At 41.8% G+C, this 24,839-nt stretch carries 23 protein-coding genes, 1 other RNA gene and 1 pseudogene; 11 read left to right on the plus strand and 14 right to left on the minus strand.

The genetic code is table 11. The features are described from left to right. The first annotated feature begins 169 nt into the window (after positions 1-169). Positions 170-1,066, plus strand: a complete 897-nt coding sequence (locus Q0Y52_RS02025) for a LysR family transcriptional regulator ArgP (protein WP_297817328.1) — start codon at positions 170-172, stop codon at positions 1,064-1,066. Positions 1,067-1,521: 455 nt separating this feature from the next. Here Q0Y52_RS02025 and Q0Y52_RS02030 read toward each other — a convergent pair whose 3' ends face one another. The 7 genes from Q0Y52_RS02030 to Q0Y52_RS02055 form a co-directional block, all read right to left on the minus strand. Continuing rightward, complete coding sequence (locus Q0Y52_RS02030) at positions 1,522-2,556, minus strand: MBL fold metallo-hydrolase (RefSeq protein WP_297817331.1); 1,035 nt, start codon at positions 2,554-2,556, stop codon at positions 1,522-1,524. 489 nt (positions 2,557-3,045) lie between these two features. Further along, entirely contained in the window at positions 3,046-3,939 is an 894-nt protein-coding gene (gene gcvA, locus Q0Y52_RS02035) for a transcriptional regulator GcvA (RefSeq protein ID WP_297817334.1), read from the minus strand. A gap of 18 nt (positions 3,940-3,957) precedes the next feature. Continuing rightward, on the minus strand, positions 3,958-4,740 hold the full coding sequence (locus tag Q0Y52_RS02040; protein WP_297817337.1) for an IclR family transcriptional regulator: 783 nt from the start codon (positions 4,738-4,740) through the stop codon (positions 3,958-3,960). Positions 4,741-4,750: 10 nt separating this feature from the next. Continuing rightward, complete coding sequence (locus Q0Y52_RS02045) at positions 4,751-6,247, minus strand: CoA-acylating methylmalonate-semialdehyde dehydrogenase (RefSeq protein ID WP_297817340.1); 1,497 nt, start codon at positions 6,245-6,247, stop codon at positions 4,751-4,753. Between the two features lie 28 nt (positions 6,248-6,275). Beyond that, entirely contained in the window at positions 6,276-7,433 is a 1,158-nt protein-coding gene (locus Q0Y52_RS02050; protein WP_297817343.1) for an iron-containing alcohol dehydrogenase, read from the minus strand. 34 nt (positions 7,434-7,467) lie between these two features. After that, positions 7,468-7,569: a hypothetical protein gene (locus Q0Y52_RS19345; RefSeq protein ID WP_366939224.1), complete on the minus strand. Its 102-nt coding sequence runs from the start codon at positions 7,567-7,569 to the stop codon at positions 7,468-7,470. Between the two features lie 17 nt (positions 7,570-7,586). Then, complete coding sequence (locus Q0Y52_RS02055) at positions 7,587-7,853, minus strand: BCCT family transporter (RefSeq protein ID WP_297817346.1); 267 nt, start codon at positions 7,851-7,853, stop codon at positions 7,587-7,589. Between the two features lie 235 nt (positions 7,854-8,088). Here Q0Y52_RS02055 and Q0Y52_RS02060 point away from each other — a divergent pair, with 235 nt between their 5' ends. Both Q0Y52_RS02060 and Q0Y52_RS02065 read left to right on the plus strand, forming a co-directional pair. After that, positions 8,089-10,710, plus strand: coding sequence for a CoA transferase (locus tag Q0Y52_RS02060; protein WP_297817348.1), 2,622 nt, complete (start codon positions 8,089-8,091; stop codon positions 10,708-10,710). A gap of 541 nt (positions 10,711-11,251) precedes the next feature. Continuing rightward, positions 11,252-12,811 (plus strand): long-chain-fatty-acid--CoA ligase, encoded by a 1,560-nt coding sequence (locus tag Q0Y52_RS02065; protein WP_297817351.1) that lies wholly within the window; start codon positions 11,252-11,254, stop codon positions 12,809-12,811. A 551-nt stretch (positions 12,812-13,362) separates the two neighbouring features. Here Q0Y52_RS02065 and rnpB read toward each other — a convergent pair. Continuing rightward, an RNA gene (gene rnpB, locus Q0Y52_RS02070) (RNase P RNA component class A) lies at positions 13,363-13,752 on the minus strand. Positions 13,753-14,227: 475 nt separating this feature from the next. Further along, on the minus strand, positions 14,228-14,566 hold the full coding sequence (locus Q0Y52_RS02075; RefSeq protein ID WP_297817354.1) for an FKBP-type peptidyl-prolyl cis-trans isomerase: 339 nt from the start codon (positions 14,564-14,566) through the stop codon (positions 14,228-14,230). Between the two features lie 101 nt (positions 14,567-14,667). Between Q0Y52_RS02075 and Q0Y52_RS02080 the strand changes: the two genes are divergently transcribed. Further along, entirely contained in the window at positions 14,668-15,264 is a 597-nt protein-coding gene (locus Q0Y52_RS02080) for a thioredoxin family protein (protein WP_297817356.1), read from the plus strand. A gap of 154 nt (positions 15,265-15,418) precedes the next feature. Here Q0Y52_RS02080 and Q0Y52_RS02085 read toward each other — a convergent pair whose 3' ends face one another. From Q0Y52_RS02085 to Q0Y52_RS19350, 4 genes are all read right to left on the minus strand, one after another. Then, a complete protein-coding gene (locus tag Q0Y52_RS02085; RefSeq protein WP_297817358.1) occupies positions 15,419-16,327 on the minus strand; it encodes a hypothetical protein in 909 nt (302 codons plus the stop codon). After that, positions 16,324-17,184: an ABC transporter ATP-binding protein gene (locus Q0Y52_RS02090; RefSeq protein WP_297817361.1), complete on the minus strand. Its 861-nt coding sequence runs from the start codon at positions 17,182-17,184 to the stop codon at positions 16,324-16,326. Before Q0Y52_RS02090 ends, Q0Y52_RS02085 begins: the two co-directional genes overlap by 4 nt. After that, entirely contained in the window at positions 17,184-17,546 is a 363-nt protein-coding gene (locus Q0Y52_RS02095) for a GntR family transcriptional regulator (protein WP_271864156.1), read from the minus strand. The genes Q0Y52_RS02090 and Q0Y52_RS02095 overlap by 1 nt, the downstream gene beginning before the upstream one ends. A gap of 305 nt (positions 17,547-17,851) precedes the next feature. Further along, positions 17,852-17,929, minus strand: coding sequence for a MerR family DNA-binding transcriptional regulator (locus Q0Y52_RS19350; RefSeq protein WP_366939225.1), 78 nt, complete (start codon positions 17,927-17,929; stop codon positions 17,852-17,854). 180 nt (positions 17,930-18,109) lie between these two features. Between Q0Y52_RS19350 and Q0Y52_RS02100 the strand changes: the two genes are divergently transcribed. The 5 genes from Q0Y52_RS02100 (at position 18,110) to Q0Y52_RS02120 (ending at position 22,201) form a co-directional block, all read left to right on the plus strand. Then, complete coding sequence (locus Q0Y52_RS02100) at positions 18,110-18,955, plus strand: transporter substrate-binding domain-containing protein (protein ID WP_297817368.1); 846 nt, start codon at positions 18,110-18,112, stop codon at positions 18,953-18,955. A gap of 839 nt (positions 18,956-19,794) precedes the next feature. Then, positions 19,795-20,130, plus strand: a complete 336-nt coding sequence (locus tag Q0Y52_RS02105; protein ID WP_271864130.1) for a PBPRA1643 family SWIM/SEC-C metal-binding motif protein — start codon at positions 19,795-19,797, stop codon at positions 20,128-20,130. Positions 20,131-20,963: 833 nt separating this feature from the next. Further along, entirely contained in the window at positions 20,964-21,401 is a 438-nt protein-coding gene (locus tag Q0Y52_RS02110; protein ID WP_297817370.1) for a nucleoside deaminase, read from the plus strand. Positions 21,402-21,513: 112 nt separating this feature from the next. Continuing rightward, on the plus strand, positions 21,514-21,984 hold the full coding sequence (locus Q0Y52_RS02115) for a hypothetical protein (RefSeq protein ID WP_297817373.1): 471 nt from the start codon (positions 21,514-21,516) through the stop codon (positions 21,982-21,984). Position 21,985: 1 nt separating this feature from the next. Continuing rightward, a complete protein-coding gene (locus Q0Y52_RS02120) occupies positions 21,986-22,201 on the plus strand; it encodes a helix-turn-helix transcriptional regulator (RefSeq protein WP_297817375.1) in 216 nt (71 codons plus the stop codon). Positions 22,202-22,326: 125 nt separating this feature from the next. Here Q0Y52_RS02120 and Q0Y52_RS02125 read toward each other — a convergent pair. Then, a pseudogene (locus tag Q0Y52_RS02125) lies at positions 22,327-23,890 on the minus strand (GNAT family N-acetyltransferase). 175 nt (positions 23,891-24,065) lie between these two features. On the opposite strand from Q0Y52_RS02125, the gene Q0Y52_RS02130 reads away from it, so the two are divergent. After that, entirely contained in the window at positions 24,066-24,581 is a 516-nt protein-coding gene (locus tag Q0Y52_RS02130) for a hypothetical protein (RefSeq protein WP_297817378.1), read from the plus strand. Between the two features lie 82 nt (positions 24,582-24,663). After that, on the plus strand, positions 24,664-24,834 hold the full coding sequence (locus Q0Y52_RS02135; RefSeq protein ID WP_297817381.1) for a hypothetical protein: 171 nt from the start codon (positions 24,664-24,666) through the stop codon (positions 24,832-24,834). Positions 24,835-24,839: the final 5 nt, after the last annotated feature.

Consider the following 24,839-nt stretch of genomic DNA (forward strand, 5'->3'; position numbering starts at 1 on the left):
GGTGCAGAGGGAATAAGTACAAACAAATTATTAGATAACGATTAAATAAAAAGTGACTTGGTAAATAACGATTGCCAGTTTGCTGTATACTTTGTTATAAATAAAATTAATAATATTTAACTATCATTAGCAAAATTAATACAGTGATAATAAATGAGGATCGAATAGCATGGCTAATTTTGATTACAAATTACTTTCAGCATTAACGGAGGTTATTGAATTACAAAGCTTTGAGTTGGCAGCGAATAAGTTGTTTATTTCTCAATCGGCAATATCTCAGCGAATTAAGAGTTTAGAAGAGTATATTGGCCAACCTGTACTTATTCGTAGTCAGCCAATAGTATTAACCACTGCGGGTGAGCAATTAGTTAGTCACTTTAAAAAAGTAGAGCAGCTTGAAAATGAATTAGCGCCAGTACTGTCGCCAGATAAACCACTACAACCAATGAAAGTTTCTTTAGCCGTTAATGCAGACAGTATTGCTACGTGGTTTATACAAGCGGTCACGCCAGTCTTGCAGAGTCATCTTGTTGAATTAAATTTAATGATTGAGCATGAAGAGCGGACGCTAGATAAGTTGCGGACAGGAGAAGCTATTGGTGCAGTAAGTGTTATAGAGAAACCACTGAAAGGTTATCGTTCTTTTCGCTTAGGTAAAATGGAGTACTGCCTAGTGGCGAATAAGACTTTTAAAAACAAGTATTTTAAAGACGGAGTGAATAGAGAGTCACTAAAAATGGCGCCTGCAATTAGTTATGATCACAAGGATGATATGCATGTACGTTTTATTGCTAAACGCTTTGATTTGGGAGCAAGTGAATATTTTTGTCATAGGGTGCGTTCGTCTGAAGCGTTTGTTGAGTTAGCAAAACAAGGGGTTGCTTATAGCCTATTACCTAAGCTGCAAATTGCTAATGAATTGGCCAATGGTGAGCTAGTAAATTTATCACCTGAGAATGAACTAATTGAAACACTATACTGGCATAGTTGGGTTTTGGTTAAGGGAATTAACAAAAAAATTTCGCAACAAATTGTAAAAGTTGGTCAGGAAATATTAGCTAGTTAGCTTTCATAAACTGATGGGACCAGTGCCGTTGATTTATCATGAATTCAATGGCTACTATAGGTAAAAGACAGAATGAGATCGACAAACTTTAAACAACTTATTTAAAATATCGAAGTATCAAAGGCCGCGAGCTACTTCAGTCCTATTAAACGACTTTTTTATTGCGAACAATTACTCAGTAAATAATACGCGTCACGTATCACCTAGCAAAGCGTTCATTACGGTGCCAGACATGATAAAAATACGTCCCGTAAAGAACCTGAATATATGTCAGAACTGAGCCACTTTAAGACTGCCTTCGCCACAGCGGGCAAGCGGTAACGAAAGGTTAAAACATAATTACCCCTGAAAATTAGCACAAAGGAGCAAGTAGCACATTGACATCACAAAGCGACGATATAAAATTTTAATTTTTTAGCCAAGCTCTATTGTTACTAGGCTCTTGTTGTACACACTTATTTTAAGATGAAAATAAACTGTCCTTTGGCATTGATTTGGCGGCTGAACTCACCCTCAAAATATAAATAATTGAGATGAGAAAACGCTTCTGCAACAGCAAAAAACATGTTGTGAGGGGTGAGTTTACGTTTAAACAACACAGGTAAACATTGCTCGATGGTCTTGCCCTGCTCACAAAACACTCTGAGGTTGTCTAAGTGGCTATGGTGATGTCGAATAAGCTCATTCACTCGGGTATGTAATCCATGAAACGGCTGTTTATGTGAAGGTAACACCAAAGTATCTTCAGGCAACTGCGTAAATTGTGGCAGCGTGTCTAAGTACATTTTTAGTGAATTAGCATCCGGCTCAGTACTGTACACACCAATATTGGGTGAAATACCCGGTAAAACGTGATCTCCAGAAATCAAAATATTGGTGTCTGAATTAAATAAGCAAACATGTTCTGGTGAATGCCCCCGGCCAATATACACTTGCCATTCATGTGCACCTATACGTATATGTTCACCTGCTTGCAAACGATAAAATTGCAACGGAATAGGCCGAATAGCTTGTCCCATACCTTTGCTATCTTTTCGCTTAATTTTAGCCTTGTGCACATAATCTTCAGACATGCCACAGCGGACTAAATACTCATCATCTTGCCAGTCAGACGCGCCACAAGCACCGGCTGATATAGCTCGGGCTGTGAAGTATTCAGCTTGGCTCATATACATTGGAAGGCGAAATTTTTCTACTAAATAGCCAGCCATACCAATATGATCGGGATGCATATGGGTCACAATCACTTTTGTAATTGGCTTACCTAATATGTCTAGCAAAGTATCCCAAAGCGCTTCTGTTTTACTCGTGCCGATACCTGTATCGATTAACGCGAAACCCTCTTGCCCATTTTGATTATCTTCAAGTAAGTATAAGTTGATGTGGTCGAGGTCAAAGGGTAATGGCATACGCAACCAAAATATTCCTGGAGCCACTTCTTGCAGTGTGCCTGGCTCTGGTATTTCAGCATCTATAAAGGTTACTTGCATCGTCTTTGCTCCGCTTAGACACATAATTTTTTGATATCGTGCGTCTGACATGAATTCGAGTGACGACTATTAGACCCAATAATAGTAACAACTTCCAAGCATCATTATGTATTGAGAAGTATCAAGGGTTTGAATTAAAAAAAGGGGTCAGTGTATTTGTGGGTGTAGTTATCTGTAATCTGCATTCTTTGTTCTTGTAAAAAACATGCTCAGTGGCCCGCTGTCTTAAAGTTCCTTAAAATGTGAGACGCAGCTATTCTTTATACCTAGGGTTCGACTCTAAGAGATTAAATTACAATGAGTCATTCTCTTAGGATTGGTGTGGTTGTGATAGCCTAATGACCCGTTGATAGAATAGTCGATGGCACTTTTTTCTGGTTTTTAAGTGCCAAATTTAAATGGAAATATTAGAGCAGAACCTTAGGCGCAGAGAGTTTGCACGAGTTTATAATTTTTTGGTTTTTTTTTGGTTTTTTTACATCTTTTCGATTAAGTTCTCTCTCGTTCAGCTTGCTCTAACAACCAGGTATTAAACTTTTGCACATGAGCCTGCACAGGCTTATTTGATGGCGTCGCCAAAAAGAAGGACTCTGAGGCTGGTGTCGTCTGATTAAAGGGAGCAACAAGGCGTCCACTCTCAAGCATTTGCCTTGCTACTGAGGTTCTACTTAGGGCAATGCCATGACCCAGAGCAGCCATTTCCATCGCCGTCATCAAGGTGTCAAAATGAATACCCTGTGAGGGGTCAATGTTGTGATGGCCGAAGTTTTTTAGCCAATGGCCCCAGCCTTCCTCATAACCTACTACATGCAGTAAGGTATAATTATTGAGGCCGCTAGCACACTCTGGAATGGCTTGGCCATTTAACAATTCAGGGCTGCAAACTGGTATAAGCTGGTCCCAGGTTAGACGATCTGAATTAAAATCTTTCCAGTTGCCTTTACCATAGGTGATTTCAATATCAGCCTCTATGTCGGCACCAGCATTCCATAGATTACTGATAAAACGTAAGTCAACATCAGGGTACTTTAAACGGAAATCAGCTAGTCTCGGTGCCAGCCAAGTATTAAAAAACACCAGATTAACTTTAACAGTGAGGGTTCGACTGCGCTCTTTTCCAAATATCTCATCAGTTATCAGTGCAAGATTTTCAAGAGATTTACGCACGCCTGGTATATAAGCTTGTCCTGAATCTGTTAGCTCTAAGCTTCTTGGTAAACGTTTAAAAAGTGCACATCCAAGCTGAGATTCTAAGCCTTTAATTTGTTGACTCAGAGCAGCCTGTGTCATATGCAGTTCAGTTGCTGCCTGAGTAAAATTGAGAAGACGTGCGGCGGCTTCGAAAGAGCGCAACCAATTTAATGGCGGAAGTCTTTTTTTCATGATAATAATCTCTACTATTTAACGGGTTGCACTGTCAGGTCCATCAATCAACGAACCTAATTCTAAGGCAGCTGCCCACAGAATATCACTATAGCCGATTAACTGGTCTAGGCTTTTTCTAAGCAGCGGCGCGTGAATAAAAAGACAGGCGCAGAGTTTATTATCGCTGTCCAAAATAGGTACGCTGCAGCCCACCATCCCGTCGACAAACTCTTCATTGTCGGTACTGATTTTACGGCTCTTGATGGCTAGTAACTTGGTTTCTAGTTCTTCAGTATCAACAATAGTGTTGCGAGCATATTGTCGTAACGGTAAGTGACTAATCATTTTCTGACGGCGCTGTTTAGGCAGTGAGCTGAGATACAGCTTACCGCTAGCAGTGCACCAAGCTGGCGTATGACTGCCCACCTGAAGGTTAAGCTGCAGTGGCCAATCAGATTGGACCCGATCGTAGTACACCATTTCAGTGCCCTTGGGTATGGCGATACCACAGGTCTCACCAATCTGTTCTGTTAACTGCTCAAGGATCGCTCTGCGAGCCGCACTAAATCGCTCGCTGTGTAATACCCCCCAAGCGACACCATGCATCCGTATCCCGGGGATGATTAAGCCGCGCAGGGTAGTTTGCACAAAGCCATCGTCTTCCAGTTGATTAAGAAAACGATGAATACTGGGTTTGGGAATATGCAAAAAAATGGCGAGATCGGCTGGCGACAATGGTCGCTCAGCCTTAGCTACTGCCTCAATGATCTGCATGACTCGCGAAACAGCAGAGCCTTTTTCTCTTAAGCTACTTTGCATAGTAATAGACTTAACTCATGGTTGGCATAGAGAAAATTGCCCCTTCACGCACCCCTGCTGAAGGCCAGCGCTGAGTAATGGTTTTACGTTTGGTATAGAAACGAACCGCATCTGGACCGTAAGCGTGCAAGTCGCCAAACAATGAGCGTTTCCAACCACCAAAACTGTGATAGGCCACAGGTACGGGTAGAGGTATATTGATGCCCACCATGCCTACCTGAATATTGTCAGAGAAATACCGCGCCGCTTCACCATCCCGGGTGAAAATACAGGTGCCATTGCCGTATTCGTGGGCATCAATAAGATCCATGGCTGCCTGCATAGTATCCACACGGATCACTTGCAGTACCGGACCAAAAATTTCTGCCTGATAACTCTCCATATTAGGTGTCACGCCATCGATTAGTGTGCCGCCAATATAGAAACCATCTGCATGGCCTGCGACATCCGGATGGCGACCGTCCACAACGATGTTCGCTCCTTGCTGCTCGGCACTATCGATATAGCCCATTACCTTGTGCTTATGTTGCTGGGTGATCACCGGGCCAAAGTCATTATTACTGTCATCAAAAGGCCCCACTTTTAAGGCCACCATGGCTTTTTGCATTTTGCTAACCAAAGCGTCACCCGCTGCATCACCCACGGCAATAGCGACAGAAAGCGCCATACAACGCTCACCAGAAGAGCCAAAAGCGGCCCCCAACAACTGGTTAACTGCGTTGTCCATGTCGGCATCGGGCATTACGATCGCATGGTTCTTAGCCCCGCCCAATGCCTGACAGCGTTTCCCATTGGCACTGGCCGTGGTGTAAATATATTCGGCAATCGGGGTAGAGCCAACAAAGCTTACCGCCTTGATATGTTCATTATGCAAAAGAGTATCAACCGCTTCTTTATCACCATTTACAACGTTCATCACACCGTCTGGTAGACCCGCCTCTTTTAGTAAGGAAGCAATAAACAGGGTTGAACTGGGGTCGCGCTCAGAGGGCTTAAGTATAAAGCAGTTGCCACAGACAATCGCCATGGGATACATCCACAGCGGCACCATGGCTGGAAAATTAAAGGGGGTAATTCCCGCTACCACGCCCAGTGGCTGAAACTCACTCCAAGAATCGATATTGGGTGCAACATTTTTACTGTGCTCACCTTTTAACAGCTCAGGTGCACCACAAGCAAATTCGACATTTTCAATGCCACGTTGCAATTCACCTGCGGCATCATGAGCAATCTTACCAAGCTCTTCGCCGATCATATGGCAGATTTTGTCAGCGTGTTGCTCGAGTAGATTTTTAAATTTAAACATCACCCTAGCGCGCTTAATCGCTGGAGTATTGCGCCAGGCTGGATAGGCTGCTTGCGCCGCTGTAATCGCCTCTTCCACAGTGGCTTTAGAAGCTAAAGCCACCTGTTTGCTAACGGCACCTGTTGAAGGGTTATATACATCCTGGGTGCGTTCGCTTGCCGTGGTCATTTGACCGTTGATAAAATGTCCTACTGTTGTCATGGGTATTTCCTCAAAATAAAATTGTGTATCACCACAGTGTTTTATAAATTTCAATAATGTCCTCAGCACTGGGTACCCGTGGGTTATTACCCGGTGAGCCAGAAGCTAAGGCCTGTTCAGCCATAATTTCAAGGTTGCCGAAAAAGTGTTCTCGGGGGATGCCAAATTGCAGCGGCGAAGGCACCTGCAGCTCTTCATTGATAGCATAAAGCTCGGACATCAGTTTCACATTGGCACTTGCATCGCTATCCGCCATGTTTGCAACACCCATGGCCCTAGCACAATCGGCATAGCGCTTCACAGCTGCGGGAATTGAGTATTCAGTTACCATTGGCAACAACATGGCGTTAGATAACCCATGGGGGACATGGTAAAACGCGCCAATCGGGCGGCTCATTCCATGCACTAAGGCCACCGAGGCATTAGAGAAGGCGATACCTGCTAATGTAGAGCCAAGCATCATCGCTTCCCGTGCCTCTTTATCGCTGGCATCGTGAAACACCCGGCGTAGATTAGGCGCCAATAGTTTCATTGCGGCGATGGCTTGAGTATCACTGTAGGGGCTAGCCTTTTTACTCACATAAGCTTCCATGGCATGGGTCAAGGCATCAATACCTGTGTCTGCAGTGGTGCGAGGTGGAAGGCTGAGCGTTAGCGTGTAATCAACCAGCGCTGCTGTGGGCATAAAGCCAATACCCACACAGAGCATTTTCTCATCATTGGTTTCATCGGTAATAATGGTAACACGTGTGGCTTCAGAGCCCGTTCCCGCAGTAGTGGGGATAGCAATAATCGGTAGCCCTGGCTCTGATACAATGCGAGGGAATTTATAGTCGCGCATAACCCCCCCATATTTACCAAGAATACTGATAGCTTTGGCACTATCGATAGGGCTACCACCGCCTATAGCAATTATCGAGTCATAGTTACCCTGCCTAACCTGATCAACACCGGCTTGAATAGAGCTAACGGTTGGCTCAGGAACAGTGTCGTCGAACACATCAGAGCTGATATTAAGTGCATTGAGGCTATCTTGCAGCTTAGCGACATAACCTAACTGCACCATCATTTTATCAGTCACAATAAGGGGACGCTTACAGCCAAGTGCGGTGATTATATTGCCAGCTTCATCGCTAGCACCGGCACCCACTTGAAGAATGCGCGGAAGAATGATTTGGTTTGACATGATTACTCCACAGACTTGGTTGTTGAGGGGTTAATTAAAAACGGTTCTTTGTTGTCGATTTTTTACCTTCAGCATACAGTGATTTACACAGGCCGTAGGTAGCCAAAATAAGTACCACAGAAAAGGGCAGAGCCACGACTATCGATGCGGTTTTTAAGGCTTGCAAACCTCCACTATAGAGCAATACTGCGGCAACAGCAGGGCAAATATTAGGTAGAAGTTCATTAGGGCTATGTAGTACCAACTCAGATTACTGGCGATAAAGTCTCGGGCTGAATTAAATACTGTGCCAGCATAATCTGGGTTAATCACCGTAAATAAAACAAACGTGACCACCAACAATGCAGAGCCCGTAACCATAACTGAACGAATATCACCCCAGAAGCCTAGTTTGCATGACTGTTTATCTGTGCTTTGCATTGAGACCAGAGCCTATTTTTATCTTTATTCTTATTGCTGAGCCTACGCCAATAAATCAATTAAAACCATCAATAATGATACAAATTGTATTGTTTTTGTAAATAAAATTAACAATTAAAAAAACGATGCCTTAGGCCAATGTTTAATTGATGGCGTGACTGACATTTCGTTCTTACACTTCGCAAAAATTAGGGTCACAAAGCGCCCTGACAGTATCAATAGGAACGGGTTTATTATGCAAAAGCATACACATCTGCCACTCGCTGGAGTGCGCGTTATCGATTTTGGTCAGCAGATTGCTGGACCAGCAGTGGCCATGGTGTTGGCGGATCTTGGTGCTACGGTGATCCATATAGACCCACCCCAAGGCCCACAGTGGAAGAGTCCTGCCAATGCCATTTTAAATCGCAATAAAAGTTGTTTGCGCCTCGACTTAAAATCTGCAGAGGGTTTAACCCAAGCACACAATCTGATTGACAGTGCCGATATTCTTATAGAGTCATTTCGCCCAGGGGTGATACAAAAGCTGGGTATAGACTTCCAGCTTTTGTGTTCACAACGCCCCGAACTTATTTGTTTGTCGATGCCGGGGTTTGCCAGTAATGACCAATTGCGACGTGATTGGAAAGCCACGGAAGCTGTGGTTGCAGGCACCTCAGGCGCTTTTACCGACATGGGCTTTAATCGCACTTTGATGGGCCTCAATCCATGCTACTCACCATTGCCACTTGGCTCTTCCTATGCTGTTTGCCTGGCTGCTAGTGCTTTGGTGCTAGCCCTGTTTGCTCGAGAGAAAAAAGGACATGGAGATATTATTGAAGTGCCCGTGATTGCAGCCATGATGGAAGGATTATCTTACAACTCCTATGTTGTCGATGGTTTGCCCCAACGTTATAAGACCATGCGTGAGCATGAGATAACACGTCGCCGTGAAAACAATATTCCCTTTGATCTTAGTTATGATGATTTACAAGAGTATTTGGATCCTTTTTACCGCTCTTACGACTGTGCCGATGGCCGAAAATTTTACTGTGTCTGTCCCTCGCATCGCACCCATGCGAAACGTTGCTTGCAGGTGTTGGGTCTCTATGAAGAACTGGTTGCACAAGGCCTTCCTGAGATTAGCGACCTGCATTTACCCACTAGTCAGTGGGATGGGGAAACCTCTATTGGTGTCTATCCCTTGCCAAAAAAATGGGCAGATATTATTGCCAAAAAAATGAAGTGGGTTTTTCTCAGCAAAACCTCAGATCAGTGGGGGCTGATTTTTGGCGAGGGGCATATCCCAGGGGCCCCGCATAGAACCACTCAGGAATGGGTTAACAGTGAACATTGTAAAAGTGCAGGTCTTATCGTCGCAGTCAATGATCCTGAGTACGGATTGATGAAGCAGCCTGGTCCAGTTGCTTGGTTAGAAGAATCAGCACACTTAATGCTGTCTCCATCACCACGCAAAGATGTTAACTTTGAGGAGGCCTTGCAACAACTGCAAAAGGTTAAATTAGCTGAAAAAATCACTCGCCCAGCGGTAACAGGCTCAGCGAGTGAAGAAAAGTCCGGCTGGTTGGACGGAATTCGCATCTTAGATTTAAGCAATGTGATTGCGGGCCCTCACTCATCGGCATTTCTAGCGCGTTTTGGTGCACAAATTATCAAATTACAGTCGGTTGTGCCTAGCTACGATCCCCTAATCGGTACCTTGTTTGCCTTTCAATCTGATATGGGAAAGCGCAGTGGCCTTTTAGATATCAACAAACCTGAAGGAAGAGAGGCTTTCGAGCGCTTGGTGCGCAGCGTCGACTTAGTGATTATTAATGCACCCGAGCGCCAGATGATCCCACTGGGCCTTGATCACGATACTTTGCAGGCGATTCATCCCGGTGTTTTATTTTGTCGCTTAGATTGTTTTGGTGGCCCAAGCGTTGGCCCAAAAACGAATTATATTGGCTATGATGATATTATTCAGGCCAATAGCGGCATTATGTCGCGCTTTGGCGGACAGGAAACTCCCGAGGAGCATGCCCATCTGGGTACACTGGATGTTAATTGCGGTTTTGCCGGCGGACTGTCCATGGCAGTGGCGCTTTATCACCGACTAAAAACGGGTATGACGTCCAGAGCGCGTACATCTTTATCAGCAGTTACAAACTTAGCGCAACTGCCATTCTGTTTTGATTATGTGGGCCTTCCCCCCTTTAATGAGCCAAGTGGCAGAGCGGCCATGGGCGCACATGCGCTGTCACAGTTTTATAAAACCTGGGACGCATGGATTTTTATTGATGCCGGTAAATCTGAACTTGAAATCTTAGAGAAAAAGGTACCTGGTCTTCAAGGAATAACGGTCACAGGGGATATTCAAACATTTTTAACCGTCGCTTTTCAGCAAGCTTCTACACAGGAGTGGGTAAAGCGCTTTATTGAAGCCGACATAGCCGCTGCCCAACCACTTTCAATTGAAGATCTGCGCACACAATATAGTCGCCAAACTGATGGCAAAGTGGGTACGGAATTAGGCAGCTTCGCCTTTTCAATTTACCCCGATCATCCCAGTGGTCATTGCCTGACCCAAATTGATCACTACGCAATTAGACCTCAGAGAGCTTCAATACGGGCGGTGACTGCCACCGAGCGTCATGGTCATTCAACCCGAGCCATTCTTAAGACAGTTGCGTATACCGACGATCAAATTGATACCATGATCGATAGTAAAGTCGCTTCTCTGGGATGGAGTACAGAGCATTTGCCCTCAGACCAAGGTTATGCATTAACCGTTACAGCAGAGAAAGCCAGCAGCGTTGAACAACTTTACCCAGAGTTATTAAATATCGAAGAGTTTGAGGCTGAACATCACCACTAGTTAAATCACGGAGTGACTCTGTATAAAAATGTAAACACATGGTTTTTTGGTGATCATATGGGCTGGGTGCCTAAGCTAACGTTTATCACACTCAGAGCAGATTATAGGTAGCATATTTCCATATTGACCTCTTTTGTATATCCTTGAGTAAGAGAAAATATGCGATGTCTCGTCTATTACTGTTCTGTTTTGACAGAATTCGAAATGCAAAATAAACGCCCCCCCCACTGTTATGTAAACGAGCTCTGAATATGACTTTCACAAGTTAAGATCAATTATCCAGAAGATGCCACATTGCAGAAATTTAGAACAATATAGTTGGCAGCGTTTGTAGATACCTGTCCCAAAGTCAGCTTGTTTGCCCCTTATATTAATCCTATTATTTATGATTTTATCAATAATATTATTTCCTAGGGGTCTGCAATATCACCACAATGATTAAAAATCAGCTGATTTTTCAAACTGGTATCTACCATATTGAGTGAAAAGGGATTAATCTCGATAAAAATAAATATAAATAACACGCCAAGGACATTATCTCATGCAAATCACATCCATCATTAGACGCGCAGCGCAAATCAACCCCCAAGGTATTGCCACTATATATGAGGACAGGCAGCAAACCTGGCCCCAGATGCAAGATCGCGTCGCGCGGCTGGCTGGAGGTTTGCAGAAATTAGGCATGAAATTAGGAGATAGAGTGGCATTATTATCGCTCAACTCTGACCGATTTATTGAATACTACTTTGCCACTGTCTGGGGTGGCGGAGCGATGATGCCAATGAATATCCGCTGGGCAGCGGCTGAATGTGCCTATGCATTAAATGATGCGAGTGCTGAGATCCTTATTGTGGATGAGGCATTTAAGGGGGTCGCAGCCGAGCTTAAATCCCAAGTGCAAGGTCTTAAAACTATTATCTACTGCGGTGATGCCGAAACACCTAAAGGCATGGTGAACTACGAAGATATCGTGGCATCCAATGCGCCCGCAGAGGATGCAGGGCGAAGCGGCGATGACCTGGCGGGTATATTTTATACCGGCGGTACCACTGGCTTTCCTAAGGGTGTGATGTTGTCCCACACCAATTTTTATGTGGGCGGTGTTGCCAATGCCCATGAGCTAAACATGCAAGAAGGCACGGTTTATCTGCACGCAGCGCCGATGTTTCATATCGCTGATTTGATTTGGTTTAGTGCAGTGACTTTTATGGCGGGAACCCATGTGGTGATCCCTATGTTTACACCTGATGGAACATTAGCTGCCATCGAGAAACATAAACCCAGTCAGGTGTTGCTGGTGCCCGTCATGTTACAAATGATCATGCAAAGCGAAAAACTGGCACAGACTGATGTAACGTCTTTGCGCCAGATTGCCTATGGCGCTTCGCCTATCACTCAGTCAGTCCTGGTAGACGCGTTTCAGAAGTTTCCCAATACCGCTTTCATACAAGCTTTTGGTCAAACAGAGCTTAGCCCTATCGCCTCAGTATTGTCTGAAGACTATCACGTTTTAGAAGGACCAAAGGCCGGAAAGCTTCGCTCAGCGGGACGCCCAACACGCGTCTGTGAAATCCGCGTAGTAGATGCGAACATGGTTGAAGTACCCCGCGGCGATGTAGGACAAATCTCGGTTAAAGGACCCACAACTATGCTTGGCTATTGGAATAAACCCGAAATCACCGCAGAAACAATCCGCGACGGTTGGGTACTGACAGGTGATGCGGGGTATATGGATGAAGACGGCTTTATCTTTCTGATGGACCGAGTCAAAGATATGATCGTCTCTGGGGGTGAGAATGTCTATTCGGCCGAGGTTGAAAATGCGATAGGCCAGCACCCAGCGGTAGCCACGAGTGCTGTGATTGGTATTCCAAGCGAACAGTGGGGCGAAAGTGTGCATGCTCTGGTAATTTTACACCCTGGTGTCGAAGTGACATCAAAAGCTTTGCAAGCACACTGTCATACGCTGATTGCCGGATATAAATGTCCTCATAGCATTGAATTCACAACTGAGCCATTTCCATTGTCGGGTGCCAATAAAGTGCTTAAGACCGAATTACGCAAACCTTACTGGGAAGGACAAGAACGCCAAATTTCTTAATACCTTGTTGATGCCGGAGTGTATCCGGCGCCAATGTTTTAGTTGACTTTTCACCTGGAAAATAAAAAAGACCAGCGCCGTTTTAAATAAGTGGTCTGTACTTTTGATTATCGATAACACTAGATTGCACCCTTGCGGCAGAGGGGCCGCGTCTATAGTTGTTTTTCATTGAAAAACGTTCTTTCTCGATACTCTGTTGGTAAATGGCAGTGAGTGCATGCTCTGAGCTTGAAACTTATTACTTTTCGTCAAACTGTGTTGAAAAATTAATTAGCAGCAAATTTAAAAAACAACTTGAACACTTTATAGAAGAAGTTGACCTGTAACCTAAGGTGGGCTGATATGTTCAAAGAGGCAGAGATAAGACTGAACCAAACCTACTGTTGGTTTAATCTTAGCCCTTGATAGTAGTGTTCACTTGAACAATAAAGTAGGAAAATTGGCTAAGCAAACATAACTTTTCTTTTTTACCTGTAGCAACTTATGTGGCACCTTTATCCTTGCATCGAATAAAGTTTTACATAAAACTTTAAAATCATAGGCTTAAAATTAGTTGGAGTTGGCCGATAAGCCGGGTTCTGTGAAGTTTGTTCGAAAACAAACAGCGACAATCATTCGTCTAGGCCAGCAATCGCTCACTGGCTCAAGCAACCTACCCGATCTCAACGTGGGCCACGCCATACGAGATCCTATTTGGTCTTGCTCCGGGTGGAGTTTACCTTGCACGTATACTGTTACCAGCAACGCGGTGCGCTCTTACCGCACCCTTTCACCCTTACCGATTTGTTACGAATAACAAACAGGCGGTCTTCTCTCTGCTGCACTTGTCGTCGGCTCGCGCCGCCCAGGCGTTACCTGGCACCCTGCCCTATGGAGCCCGGACTTTCCTCCCTTCAGAAATTCACGCATGAAAACTGAACGGCGATTGTCTGGCCAACTCCGGCGCGAATTCTACGCAGGTTGTAGATGAGATACAATCACTAGACTTAAACAATTGGTGATTGATAAAAGGTAAATTATTGCCACAGAATTTTATCTGTTGTAAGCGTGGTTGTAGCACCGCAATAAGCTTAGGAGTTTCAATATCAACTAATGGGTTATATGCAAAGCGACGCATCATGAGAAACAGCTGCCACACCCGCCGCGAACAACGTTAACTTGTTAGTAAAAACTGTGATTTTACATTACATGGCTTCGCGTTGAACAAGGCAAATTTGCTAGTGTATACCTACAAAAAAGTGTTTTAAATAGTGCGTTATTTATAGACAGTCTGACTGCATTTGAACAGTTTGTTAATGGGGTGATTAGCTGAGATGTCCTGTTCAAAACTTAGTTAAAGGGCTCAAATAACCACGAATGATTTGTTATGCACCAGCCATGTAGAACCCCGTTCAGTTTAATTGGCATCCTTATTTTTTAATCTCTAGTCAGTACTTCTAGTAATTGAATTTCAAATATTAGGTTGGAGTGAGGTGGGATCATCGTACCAATTTGACGCTCTGCATACGCTAAATGTGCGGGCACGCGCAATCGACGTTTACCACCCACTTTCATCTCTTTTAAGCCTAGTATCCAACCTTGGATAACGCGTTTGTTACTCAATACAGTTTGAAAAGGGATATTCTTTTTATAGGACGAGTCGAACTCTGTACCGTCTTCAAGCCAACCGATGTAGTGAGCTGTGATTAAGGCACCGCGTTCGGCTGTTTTACCTGTGCCCTTGACTAAATCTTCAATTTCTAATTCTTGTTGCATATTAATTTTTAAAACCAAATGAGGTTGAAAGTATACCTTGTAATGAATAGAGCAGGTAAACTGTCAGTGAAATCAATTCAGCCTAATTTAAGGAAACAAACATGGCAATGACCCCCTCTAATATGTTGCCACTAGGCCACAAAGCAGCGAGTTTCTGTTTACCTGATACAAGTGGCAATACTGTAAGTTTGAAAGACTACGAAGGCAGTAAAGGTTTGGTGGTGGCTTTTATATGTAACCATTGTCCTTACGTTATCCATATTGCGCCACAGCTGGCCAAAATTGGGCAGCAGTATCAAAAAAAGGGGATCGCTTTTGTCGCCATCAATAGCAACGACATCGAACAATATCCCGATGACGATATGGCACATATGATCCAAGAAAAACGGGCCAGGCAATACCCTTTTGCATACCTGCTTGATGAAAAACAGGAGGTCGCTAAAGCATATTCTGCCGCATGCACCCCTGATTTATATCTATTTAATGGTGAACAAAAGCTGGTTTATCGCGGTCAATTCGATGCTTCGCGACCGACCCGAATATCTTCTGGTGTCTACGACTCATCTGAACATCAAGCGACAGGTCGCGATTTAATTCAGGCTATGAATGCACTACTTGATGGTCATCATATTGACACAACTCAGACACCCTCTATGGGCTGCAATATCAAATGGAAAGCGGGAAATGAGCCTAACTAGATTGACTTATCATATTCAGACTGGATCCATCACTGCAGACAATTTATTAGGGTGTTAGTAGTTAAAACATACAGTCAAAGTCGATAATATTTCATCACGATCAGCTCCTAAACAGATTGGGCTGATCGTGACAGAAACATTGAAATTGCTTTAGTTAAACGTGGCTTTTGTTGACTCTTAACCAATAGGTGATGTACATCAAACCGACGCCTATCAGTGTGGCCACTCCACTTATTTTCGAGGACAAGGCCAAAAATAGCATGAACCTTGGTTGCTGAATATTGGCAACGTCATTCGAAAATACCCCTTGGCCGAATGCAAAATATTCACGTAATGTATGTAACAAAAATCCCTCATCAAGATGCAAATATTCCACCACATAAGATTCAATAACCAATATGGCGACTATGGGCAATATAGCCCATAAAAAAGGAGCCTTGCTGGCAAACATTGAGGCTAACATTAACCACGCAAAAACAGGAAACATCCACAGTGCATAGGGTAGCAAGGTTAACCATATAGAAGTTAAGTTACTAAAAATATCAGCACTGCCCCATAATCCCCACAAAGAAACGTCATATCCTAGCGACAACACCAAACAAGCAATGAGTGCAAAGAGTAGAAAAATAAACACTACACAGGTGGCTGCCAGCATAAATATTGTTGGTACAACTAATGCCCCAGTGATCAGCTTAACGCCAACACTCAAGACATCTGATACAGGCAGTGAACGCCAAAAATAGACCGATAGATCCCGTCTTTCGTCAAACAAACACGTCGTGAAATAATAGAGCTGTATGATGAGTGACACCATAATAAAAGGAACAAACATCCCCATAATGGCCGTCAGGAATATGCGCGTAAAACCCTCAACATTTGCTAAATTATCAACATTGGTAATAATACCCAACCACTCAGAAGATTGCTCATCTTCCATCAGTATCCACTTTAGCAAAGGCGCAGCTATGATAAAAATCGCGATGATGAGAGGCACCCAAAATAACGTTTTTTTGAATTCCCATATTTCTTTTCTAAAGCTGGTGATGACTTGTGATCTGTTCATAGGTGAGTCTCCTGGGTCATCACTCCAACAAAAATATCAGCCAATGTGGGAGAACTCACCTTACCTAACGTTGCCAAAACTTCTGGGGCAGCATTGTCAAATAACATGCTAGTGATACCCATCATACGAGTAGTGAAAAGTGGGTTATAAGTTTTGGCTAGCTCGAAGTGTTCGTTGTCAACTGCTACTAATTTAAATCGAATGCGAATAGCGTCCACGCTCTGGTTTAAAACTATCTTACCTTCACGTATAAATGCAACGTCTGTAAGAATATGCTCTATTTCTTCAATTTGGTGAGTGGTGACGATGATGCATTTATCTTTGTCATAAAAATCTTCCAATAAATGTGTATAGAATTGACGACGGGTCAAAATATCTAAGCCAAGTGTGGGCTCATCCAAGATCAGTATTTTTGCATCAACGGCTAAAATCAAAGCGAGGTGCAATTGCGTCACCATACCTTTGGACAAAGTGTTTACTTTAGCAGTTGCAGGTATATTGGTTTTAGCTAAAAACGCTTCGGCCTTTTGTCGATTAAAGTTGGGGTGAACCCCTTGCATATACGTCAGTGCTTGGCTGACTTTTATCCACTTTGGCAACACAGCCACGTCGGCGATATAAGCGACATCTGCAAGCATTTTCTCTCTGTTTTTTCTGGGGTTATACCCTAATACATCAATATTACCGTCATAGCTGATTAACCCTAACAGCGCCTGTAAGCAAGTGGTCTTTCCCGCACCATTTGGTCCTACTAAACCTAAAATTTGTCCAGCACTTAAGGTTAAATTAACGTCATTCAATACCTGCTTATTTTTATAAGACTTTTGCAATCCTGAAATCGAGACCATGGCTGACATCACTGATTCTCCTTGGAAGTACGCGTCAACTCTTCAACAGAAAGCTTTAACCGTGAAATTTTCTGCAAAATCAATGGCCACTCGGTGCACAGAAAAGATGCTCGCTCTTTTTCCAATATGCTATGAGGTGCACCAGACTTAACAAACAAACCTTTGCCTCGTTGTTTCTCTACATATTGTCCATCTTGTAACATCTGATAAGCCTTAGAAACAGTGACGGGGTTGAGTTGATATTCCGCAGCAACTTTTCTAACTGAGGGTAAAGCTTCACCCTCTTTAATGTTGCCGTCTAAAATACGCTGTATTACCTGCTGGTATAACTGAATATAGATAGGGACATCCCCATTCCAATGCATTGTCATTTATTCCCCCCCCCAAAAAAACCAAAAACATCATTGCTGTTATATACCACCAGCACACCCAAGGCAATTCTATGCATAACGCCATGTGAAAGTAATCGTTAGGTTGTTAACAATTTGACGATACTGAATGGTCAATTATCTATGCGGGTTAATACAATACAGAAATGAGCTTAACAATCTTAGGGCTCAACATTTTTTGAAGCTGATATACAATCAAACCAGCCAACACCAAGGCACAGCTTTGATACAGCACACCTATCATATCCGTGTGTTCACCATGGTGATAATTGCATTGACCAGCCTAACTAAAGTCCTATTTTTTCATGATAATACAATGTATGTGTGCTGATACCAGAACGCTCTGCCAAATCACTTATCTTCATACTTCTTCAATCTATTTCTATCGATAACGTTACTACTATAAAGCTTAGAGTAGTATCTAAGGTCAAGAAATGAGTGGCAGATTGTGATTTAAAACAAACGTTATGTTAAAAAATGATGAATCGACTCGCAAAATACAAATAGTAAATTACACTTAGTAAAAATTTTAAGGAGCAAAAACCATGAAAATTAACTGTCTGTTTTTACTACTACTTTTATCTTTTATTGTGAGCGCATGTAAACCTCAATCCCCTATTGAACACACCCAATTAGCGCCCGAAGTTATATCCGAAACAATCGTCCCAATGAAGAAACAGATACCCGACAAAAGCTGCCAATTCGTTCTTGGATTTGATGCATGGGAACCTTATCAATATGAAGATGTTGGTGAACGTGTCGCCGGACTTGATATTGAATTAGTTGCCACTGTGCTGGAAAATATGGGTTGCCAATTGACCTATCAACAAGGTACTTGGGTTGATTTATTGGTGGCCTTAAAACAAGGTGAGGTGGACATACTGCTTGGCGCATCAAAAACCGAAGCAAGGGAAGAGTTTGCGTTTTTTAGTGATGCATATCGAATGGAGGAGTTTTCTCTGTACATTCGTAAAGGCGATAAAGTGCGGGCAGGCTATAACACTCTGTCTGAGTTTATTCAAAATGCCAGTCGAATAGGCATAGTTGAGGATTATTTTTATGGCCCAGATGTATCAATGTTGTTAGATAATGCTGAAACATCTCAATATTTCGCCGACGCTATTATGGGCGAACTCAATGTGGCCAGACTTCTGGATGAAGATATAGACGGATTTTTTGAGGATAGTTTTGTGGGTGCTTCATTACTTCGCCGCAAAGCATTATCTAATTACATCGTTGCTCACGGTATCACCATACAAACCGGAAATGCTTATGTGATGTTCAGTCAAAAAAGTGTGACACCAAAACAGCTTAGCGACTTTAATACACAATTAGCAGAAGTGAAAAATAGTGATGTTTACCAAATTATCCTAGATAAATATTCTTATTGACGCTTAATGACGGGGATATTTATACATTGTCTCAAAATCTGAATACCCCAAGCGCGCTAAGGATATAATTTTAAAAAGATGTATTCAGCGCTCTGCACGTTTTACTGACGATTTTTGACTGATACACCTTTGTCTTAAACCAAGAGAGTATGAATAACCACTTTACCTACACTATTTCACACTCACATTGAAATAATTATTTTATGGTGGTTTGCTCATATGAAGCGGATTAAAAAATAAAAACGTTGTAGTCCATAAAATATTGGTACATCGCTATTCCACTAATCACCATCAATTTGCCTTCTTGAGGATCGTAAAAAGAGACATCATCTGGCACAACATCTGGTACATCATCTAAAAACAGTTTTTAGGTATCAAAACCAGCCACAATATAGACAAAGGCTTTACCCTACACGCTCGGCCTTACACCCGTATCTAAAGATAAGAAATCATGTATAACAGTCGTGCCATCCAACACTTATGTATTATTAAGCGATAAAATAAGTTCACCTTTAAGCAATCTGTTTGGATAGCCGATTAATGCCGCTGCGCCAAACCCAATGATGGAATCAGTGACATTAAACTCTGGTTTTATGAAAACCTTGAAAGGGATGGAATGCATAACTCAATGCACTGAAAAAAATAATCATAAAAAAAACCCAGCGCATGTTCACACATCAATGCAATAAACTAGAATAACAAGGATCATATTAGAGGAAACCTTGATCAGATATGAATTATAGCCTTTCAGTAAAATGAAAGAGTGCAAATGTCAGCTTTAAGTAGTGTCTTAAGCTTATCCTGCTATGATCTAGCCCTCACTATATTAGGATCAAATAATGCATAATGTTTTCTTCAAAGGTCGCATTGAAGTGCGAGAAAAATATCAACGTTTTGGTTATAACACCAACAGGCAAGTGAAGTTAGGCAGTGCAAACTCTCCGCTCACGCTATTAGTCAACTCAGTGCAGCGGAAAAAAGAAATAGAATCGGTATTGCTAGAAAATTCTCTTGTGGCAAATATCAAAGTCAGCGCAAATGAACCAGAAAATATTATTGAGCTAGACACTGTCTTAAGTAAACCTATTACTCAAACTACTTTGCCTAAACTTAATCGAAATGATACTTGTCATTGTGGTAGTGGCAAAAAAGTCAAAAAGTGTTGTGGTGTATAACGTCGTTTAAGGATTTATTTTTTTAAATAATGCTGGTGCATAGCTTTTGTAAAAGTAATAACAATAAAAACCAACACGGCAAAATAACACAACAAGTTACCTAAGACTGAAAACAACAGCTTAGCTCCCCCAGTGTGTTTCCAAACAATACAAACTAGGATAAATAAACCGCTTATAAAAAATAACAACATGAGGCCACCTACTTTTTGTCAGTTTGTAATCAAAAACAACAATAGATAGATGTACTCTGCTAGTTTCAGGCCAAAATAGTTAAGATACTGATTTCAGTACCATGCTCTAAAACATTAGATCAAAATTTTCATATCAGGCGACAGAGTGTCTCTTTTTAACAACACAATTATAATTGCCTAAAGTATAAGTATGAATATGACTTGTTTGGGCAAGGTACATGAATATTCATATTAAGTAGATGCTTCACAATTACATTAAACTAGTTGTTAATGGATATATATCAATTACACAGGGACTTAATATTCGTATTCTAAATGAGTTACTTTAAATACTTGATACTCCATGACCAATATACATATTATGACGAAGCGCCGCTGGATGAGTTAGTTTTGACAACCACATCAACACATGCAGAACTGGCATAGTGGTTCATCCTATTTGCGACGCAAAGTGATAATCAAGAAAGGTTTATGACCTCGAGATTAGAAAAAGTGAGATAAATCCAACCATACTCCTTCTCGATAAATGTATGTTTAATGAAAACATCAAAGATTGCCAAAAAAACACTTGAAAAAGTCAAGCCCATATTATTGACTTCTCAGCCCGTTAACAAAAACTGAACCAATAGTTAAGGCATACCAATGGACAAATTCATGCAAGCGGCAATTGAAGAGGCTCAAACAGGCTTGGCCGAGGGTGGGATCCCTATCGGTTCAGTGATTGTGCATAACAACAAAATTATTGGACGTGGTCATAATCGAAGAGTCCAAAACGGTAGCCCAATTTTACATGGTGAAATGGACGCATTTGAAAATGCGGGTCGGCAATCTGCACAGACCTATCGAGAGTCAATTATTTACACCACCTTATCACCTTGTGCAATGTGTTCGGGTGCCATTATTTTATATGGTATAAGCCAGGTAGTCATTGGTGAAAATCACACGTTTATGGGTGAAGAAGGGTTACTTAAATCTAAAGGTATTTCTGTGGAAGTCCTACAAAATCAGCAATGCATCAACTTAATGCAAGGCTTTATCAGCTCAAAACCTCAGCTTTGGAATGAAGATATTGGTGAATAAAAGACAATTAAAACATCCTTTATGCATATTAAAGCAAACTCAATGTTAATTATATTATACATTAAGTGCACTTTAGTTTACTCTCCTGACTATTAACAATGAGGAGGATTTTATGAACATGTCTTTTAGAGAGAAAAGTATTTGGATTTCATTAATTGCTACTTTACTTATTTTTGGTGACTATTTTTTAAATGTAATATCTTTAGGTGTTCTGCCTGCTGATGCAGCTAAAACCGCAGCACTAGGATTATCGCTTCGAGCGTTGTTTCTCATCGTTATTGTTGAAATAATATTCCAAGGAATGCTTGCTGTAAGTAACCGCAAAGCAGCTGAGTTAGGTGCTGACGAAAGAGATAAATTGTTCGAATATAAAGGTAATAATTTTGGTTACACTGTATTAGTTATTGGTGTGTTTATAACCTTAGGAAGGATCGTTTTTTTGGAAATAAACCCAGAGTTTATTGAACAAACTAATGGGCTAACAATCCCGCTTTTGACTGCGCATATTTTGTTATTCAGTTTCATCTTATCTGAAGTAGTTAGATTTTCAGCACAACTTTATTATTACAGAAGGTGCGACTAATTTGGCTACTCTTCCTATCAAAAACAAAATCCGCGAGTTGCGTTTTTTTGCTGAAGAAATGACACAACAAGAGCTAGCAGAATTAGTAGGAGTAACGCGACAAACGATCATGGCCATCGAGAAATGTAAGTACTCACCGACTCTCGAAGTAGCCTTTAAAATTGCTGAAGTATTTGGCCAATCCATTGATGAAGTATTTCAATATCAATCGGCTTAAAGCTTTAAGCCGATCACTTTTAATAACAACTCAATGCTAACCATTTAAATATCAATTTTTTGACAAAAAAATGCCTTACAAAACATGGTATTCTTATTGTTTCATTAAATGGTGTGAGCGCCCACTCACTTGCCAGTCCAATTAACTTTATACAAATCACGCCTTCTGTCGAGATAATTTCTGACTGAGCCTTCATTGCGAAGTTGTGTCAACCTGTCCAAGTCCAAATCTACAATTAAGGTCATTTCTGTATTTGGTGTGGTTTCTGACACGATTGCATCATGTGGAAAAGCAAAGTCAGAAGGTGAGAAAACAGCCGATTGTCCATACTGAATATCCACATTATCTACCTTGGGAAGATTACCCACACTACCGGCAATCGCTACATAACATTCGTTTTCAATTGCCCTTGCCTGTGCACATATTCTTACTCTAAGGTAACCATTTTTAGTGTCTGTCCAAAAAGGAATAAAGAGTATCTGGATTTCTTGATCGGCTAAGATCCTACCTAACTCTGGGAATTCAACATCGTAACAAATCAGAATACCTATTTTACCAAAATCAGTATCGAAAGCTTGAAGTTTGTCTCCTCCCTGCATGATCCAATCTTTCTTCTCATGGGGTGTTGGATGCAACTTATATTGGCAGTCTATTTGCCCATCGCGATGACATAAATAACTGATATTATATAACTCATCATCCTCAACAACAGGCATTGAACCGACTATCACGTTGATATTATATGACACTGCTAACCGAGACATTTCAGTTAAAATTTCGTCGCTATATGTTGCTAAATTCCATATTGCATCGATTGATGTTTCAGCCGGTTTAATACCCATAAGCGGTGCATTAAAAAACTCAGGGAAAAGCGCCACATCGCATTTATAATCTGATAGAGCATCAATGAAATATTCAGCTTGTTGCAACAATTCCGCGACATCATGAAAATATCGCATTTGCCATTGTATACAACCAATTCTCGCAGTATTTCTGTGTCCACCAAAAAGTTTAGGCGATTCAGCGTTGTAATAAATGTTATGCCATTGCAAAAGAGTGGCGTACCCCATCGAGGCTTTGTCTTCCGGTAGATAAGCTTTGAGTATTTGTTTAACCTCAAAGCCATTTGATATCTGAAACGTTAGGATAGGGTCAAATAAATCTTTAGACTTCACCGCCTCAATATATTCATAGGGTGTCATTGTAGCGGCGTGCTCAGCATAATTGGGTATTCGCCCACCAGCCATAATCGACTTTAAGTTAAGATTTTTACATAGTTCTTTTCTCGCTTCATACAAGCGACGACCTAATCTGAGGCCTCTATACTCTGGCGATACAAAGATATCTACACCATATAACACATCACCTTTTGGATCGTGCGTACCTAAATAAGCATCGCCAGTAATTTCATCATAAGTATGTTTGTCACCAAATTTTTCATAATCAACGATAACCGAAATAGCAGCGGCAACGACCTTACCCTTGTCTTCAATACAAATCTGTCCTTCTAGGAAAAGTATTAAGCTGTGCCTGATAATTTTTTAGTGGCCATGCCCCTCCTACTTGTAAATAGACCACATCCATTAACTCCTTCACATCCGCATAATCTTCGGGGGTAAGGTATCTCAACTCTAATTTATGAGTCGTATCGTCAATGCTTGGGGTTGGATTGGTTTCTCTGTCTTGCATATCGACTTCTCTAGTGATTAATAAAAAACATTTTTTGAATGGAATTAAGGCTACAAGGGATGGATATTTGCTTAGGCTTTGTATGCTACATAAGATACACCAAAAATATAATAAATCACTATGGTGTATTTACCTTTTATAGATACCATATAGGTTAGATATTAAGGAGAGTAAGATGGTCAGCCAAGAACAGCGAGAAAGTGCATTTTTATGGTTACTTGACCGGCTTAAAGAAGGTCAAGTGGCCGTGCCTATCACTGCCAGAGATTTCACCTCAGAAGATTGGGCTTTCGTATTTGAAGGGTTGCCTAAAGACCTGCGATTTATGTTGTGGCAAACACTCAGTGAAGATAAAAAATCACCTATATTGGCTGCCATGCGAGACGATTCGCGTGAACAACTTATGTCTTTGCTGTCTAATCAGAATATTGAAGACCTTGCTCTTGCCAGTACCACAGAACATTTGGTCGAAATACTTGATGCACTCCCCAACCGGATAGCTAAAGGATTAATTAAAAAGCTCAACGCCCAAGAGTCAGACCTAATTGCAGAAGCACTAAACTACTCTGATGAACAACTAGGTCGTTACGTTAACCATGATGTGTATACGGTCAATAAAAGTGTAACTGTAGGCGCATTACGAGAAGAGTTAAAAGTTGCGGCCTACCGGCTTATACCGATAGTATTTTAGTCGTAGACGATACAGGTCACTATTTGGGCCAAGTTGATATCAATCTTTTATTTACCAGCGAAGCGAGTACCCCCTTTTTCAGGTGTCTGAGTTTTCAGATCATGTGTTAGCGGCAGACTTAGAACTGTTCGAAGCGTCTGAAGCAGTAAAAAGTAGTGGTCGCTCAATGTTACCGGTTATCACCAAAGAAGGACGATTACTCGGACGCTTTTCTGTCAAAGATGCGATTGACGTATTACCAAGAATATTATGAAACTC

It is taken from the genome of uncultured Paraglaciecola sp., from assembly GCF_943787955.1.
In the GTDB taxonomy this organism is placed as follows: Bacteria; Pseudomonadota; Gammaproteobacteria; order Enterobacterales; family Alteromonadaceae; genus Paraglaciecola.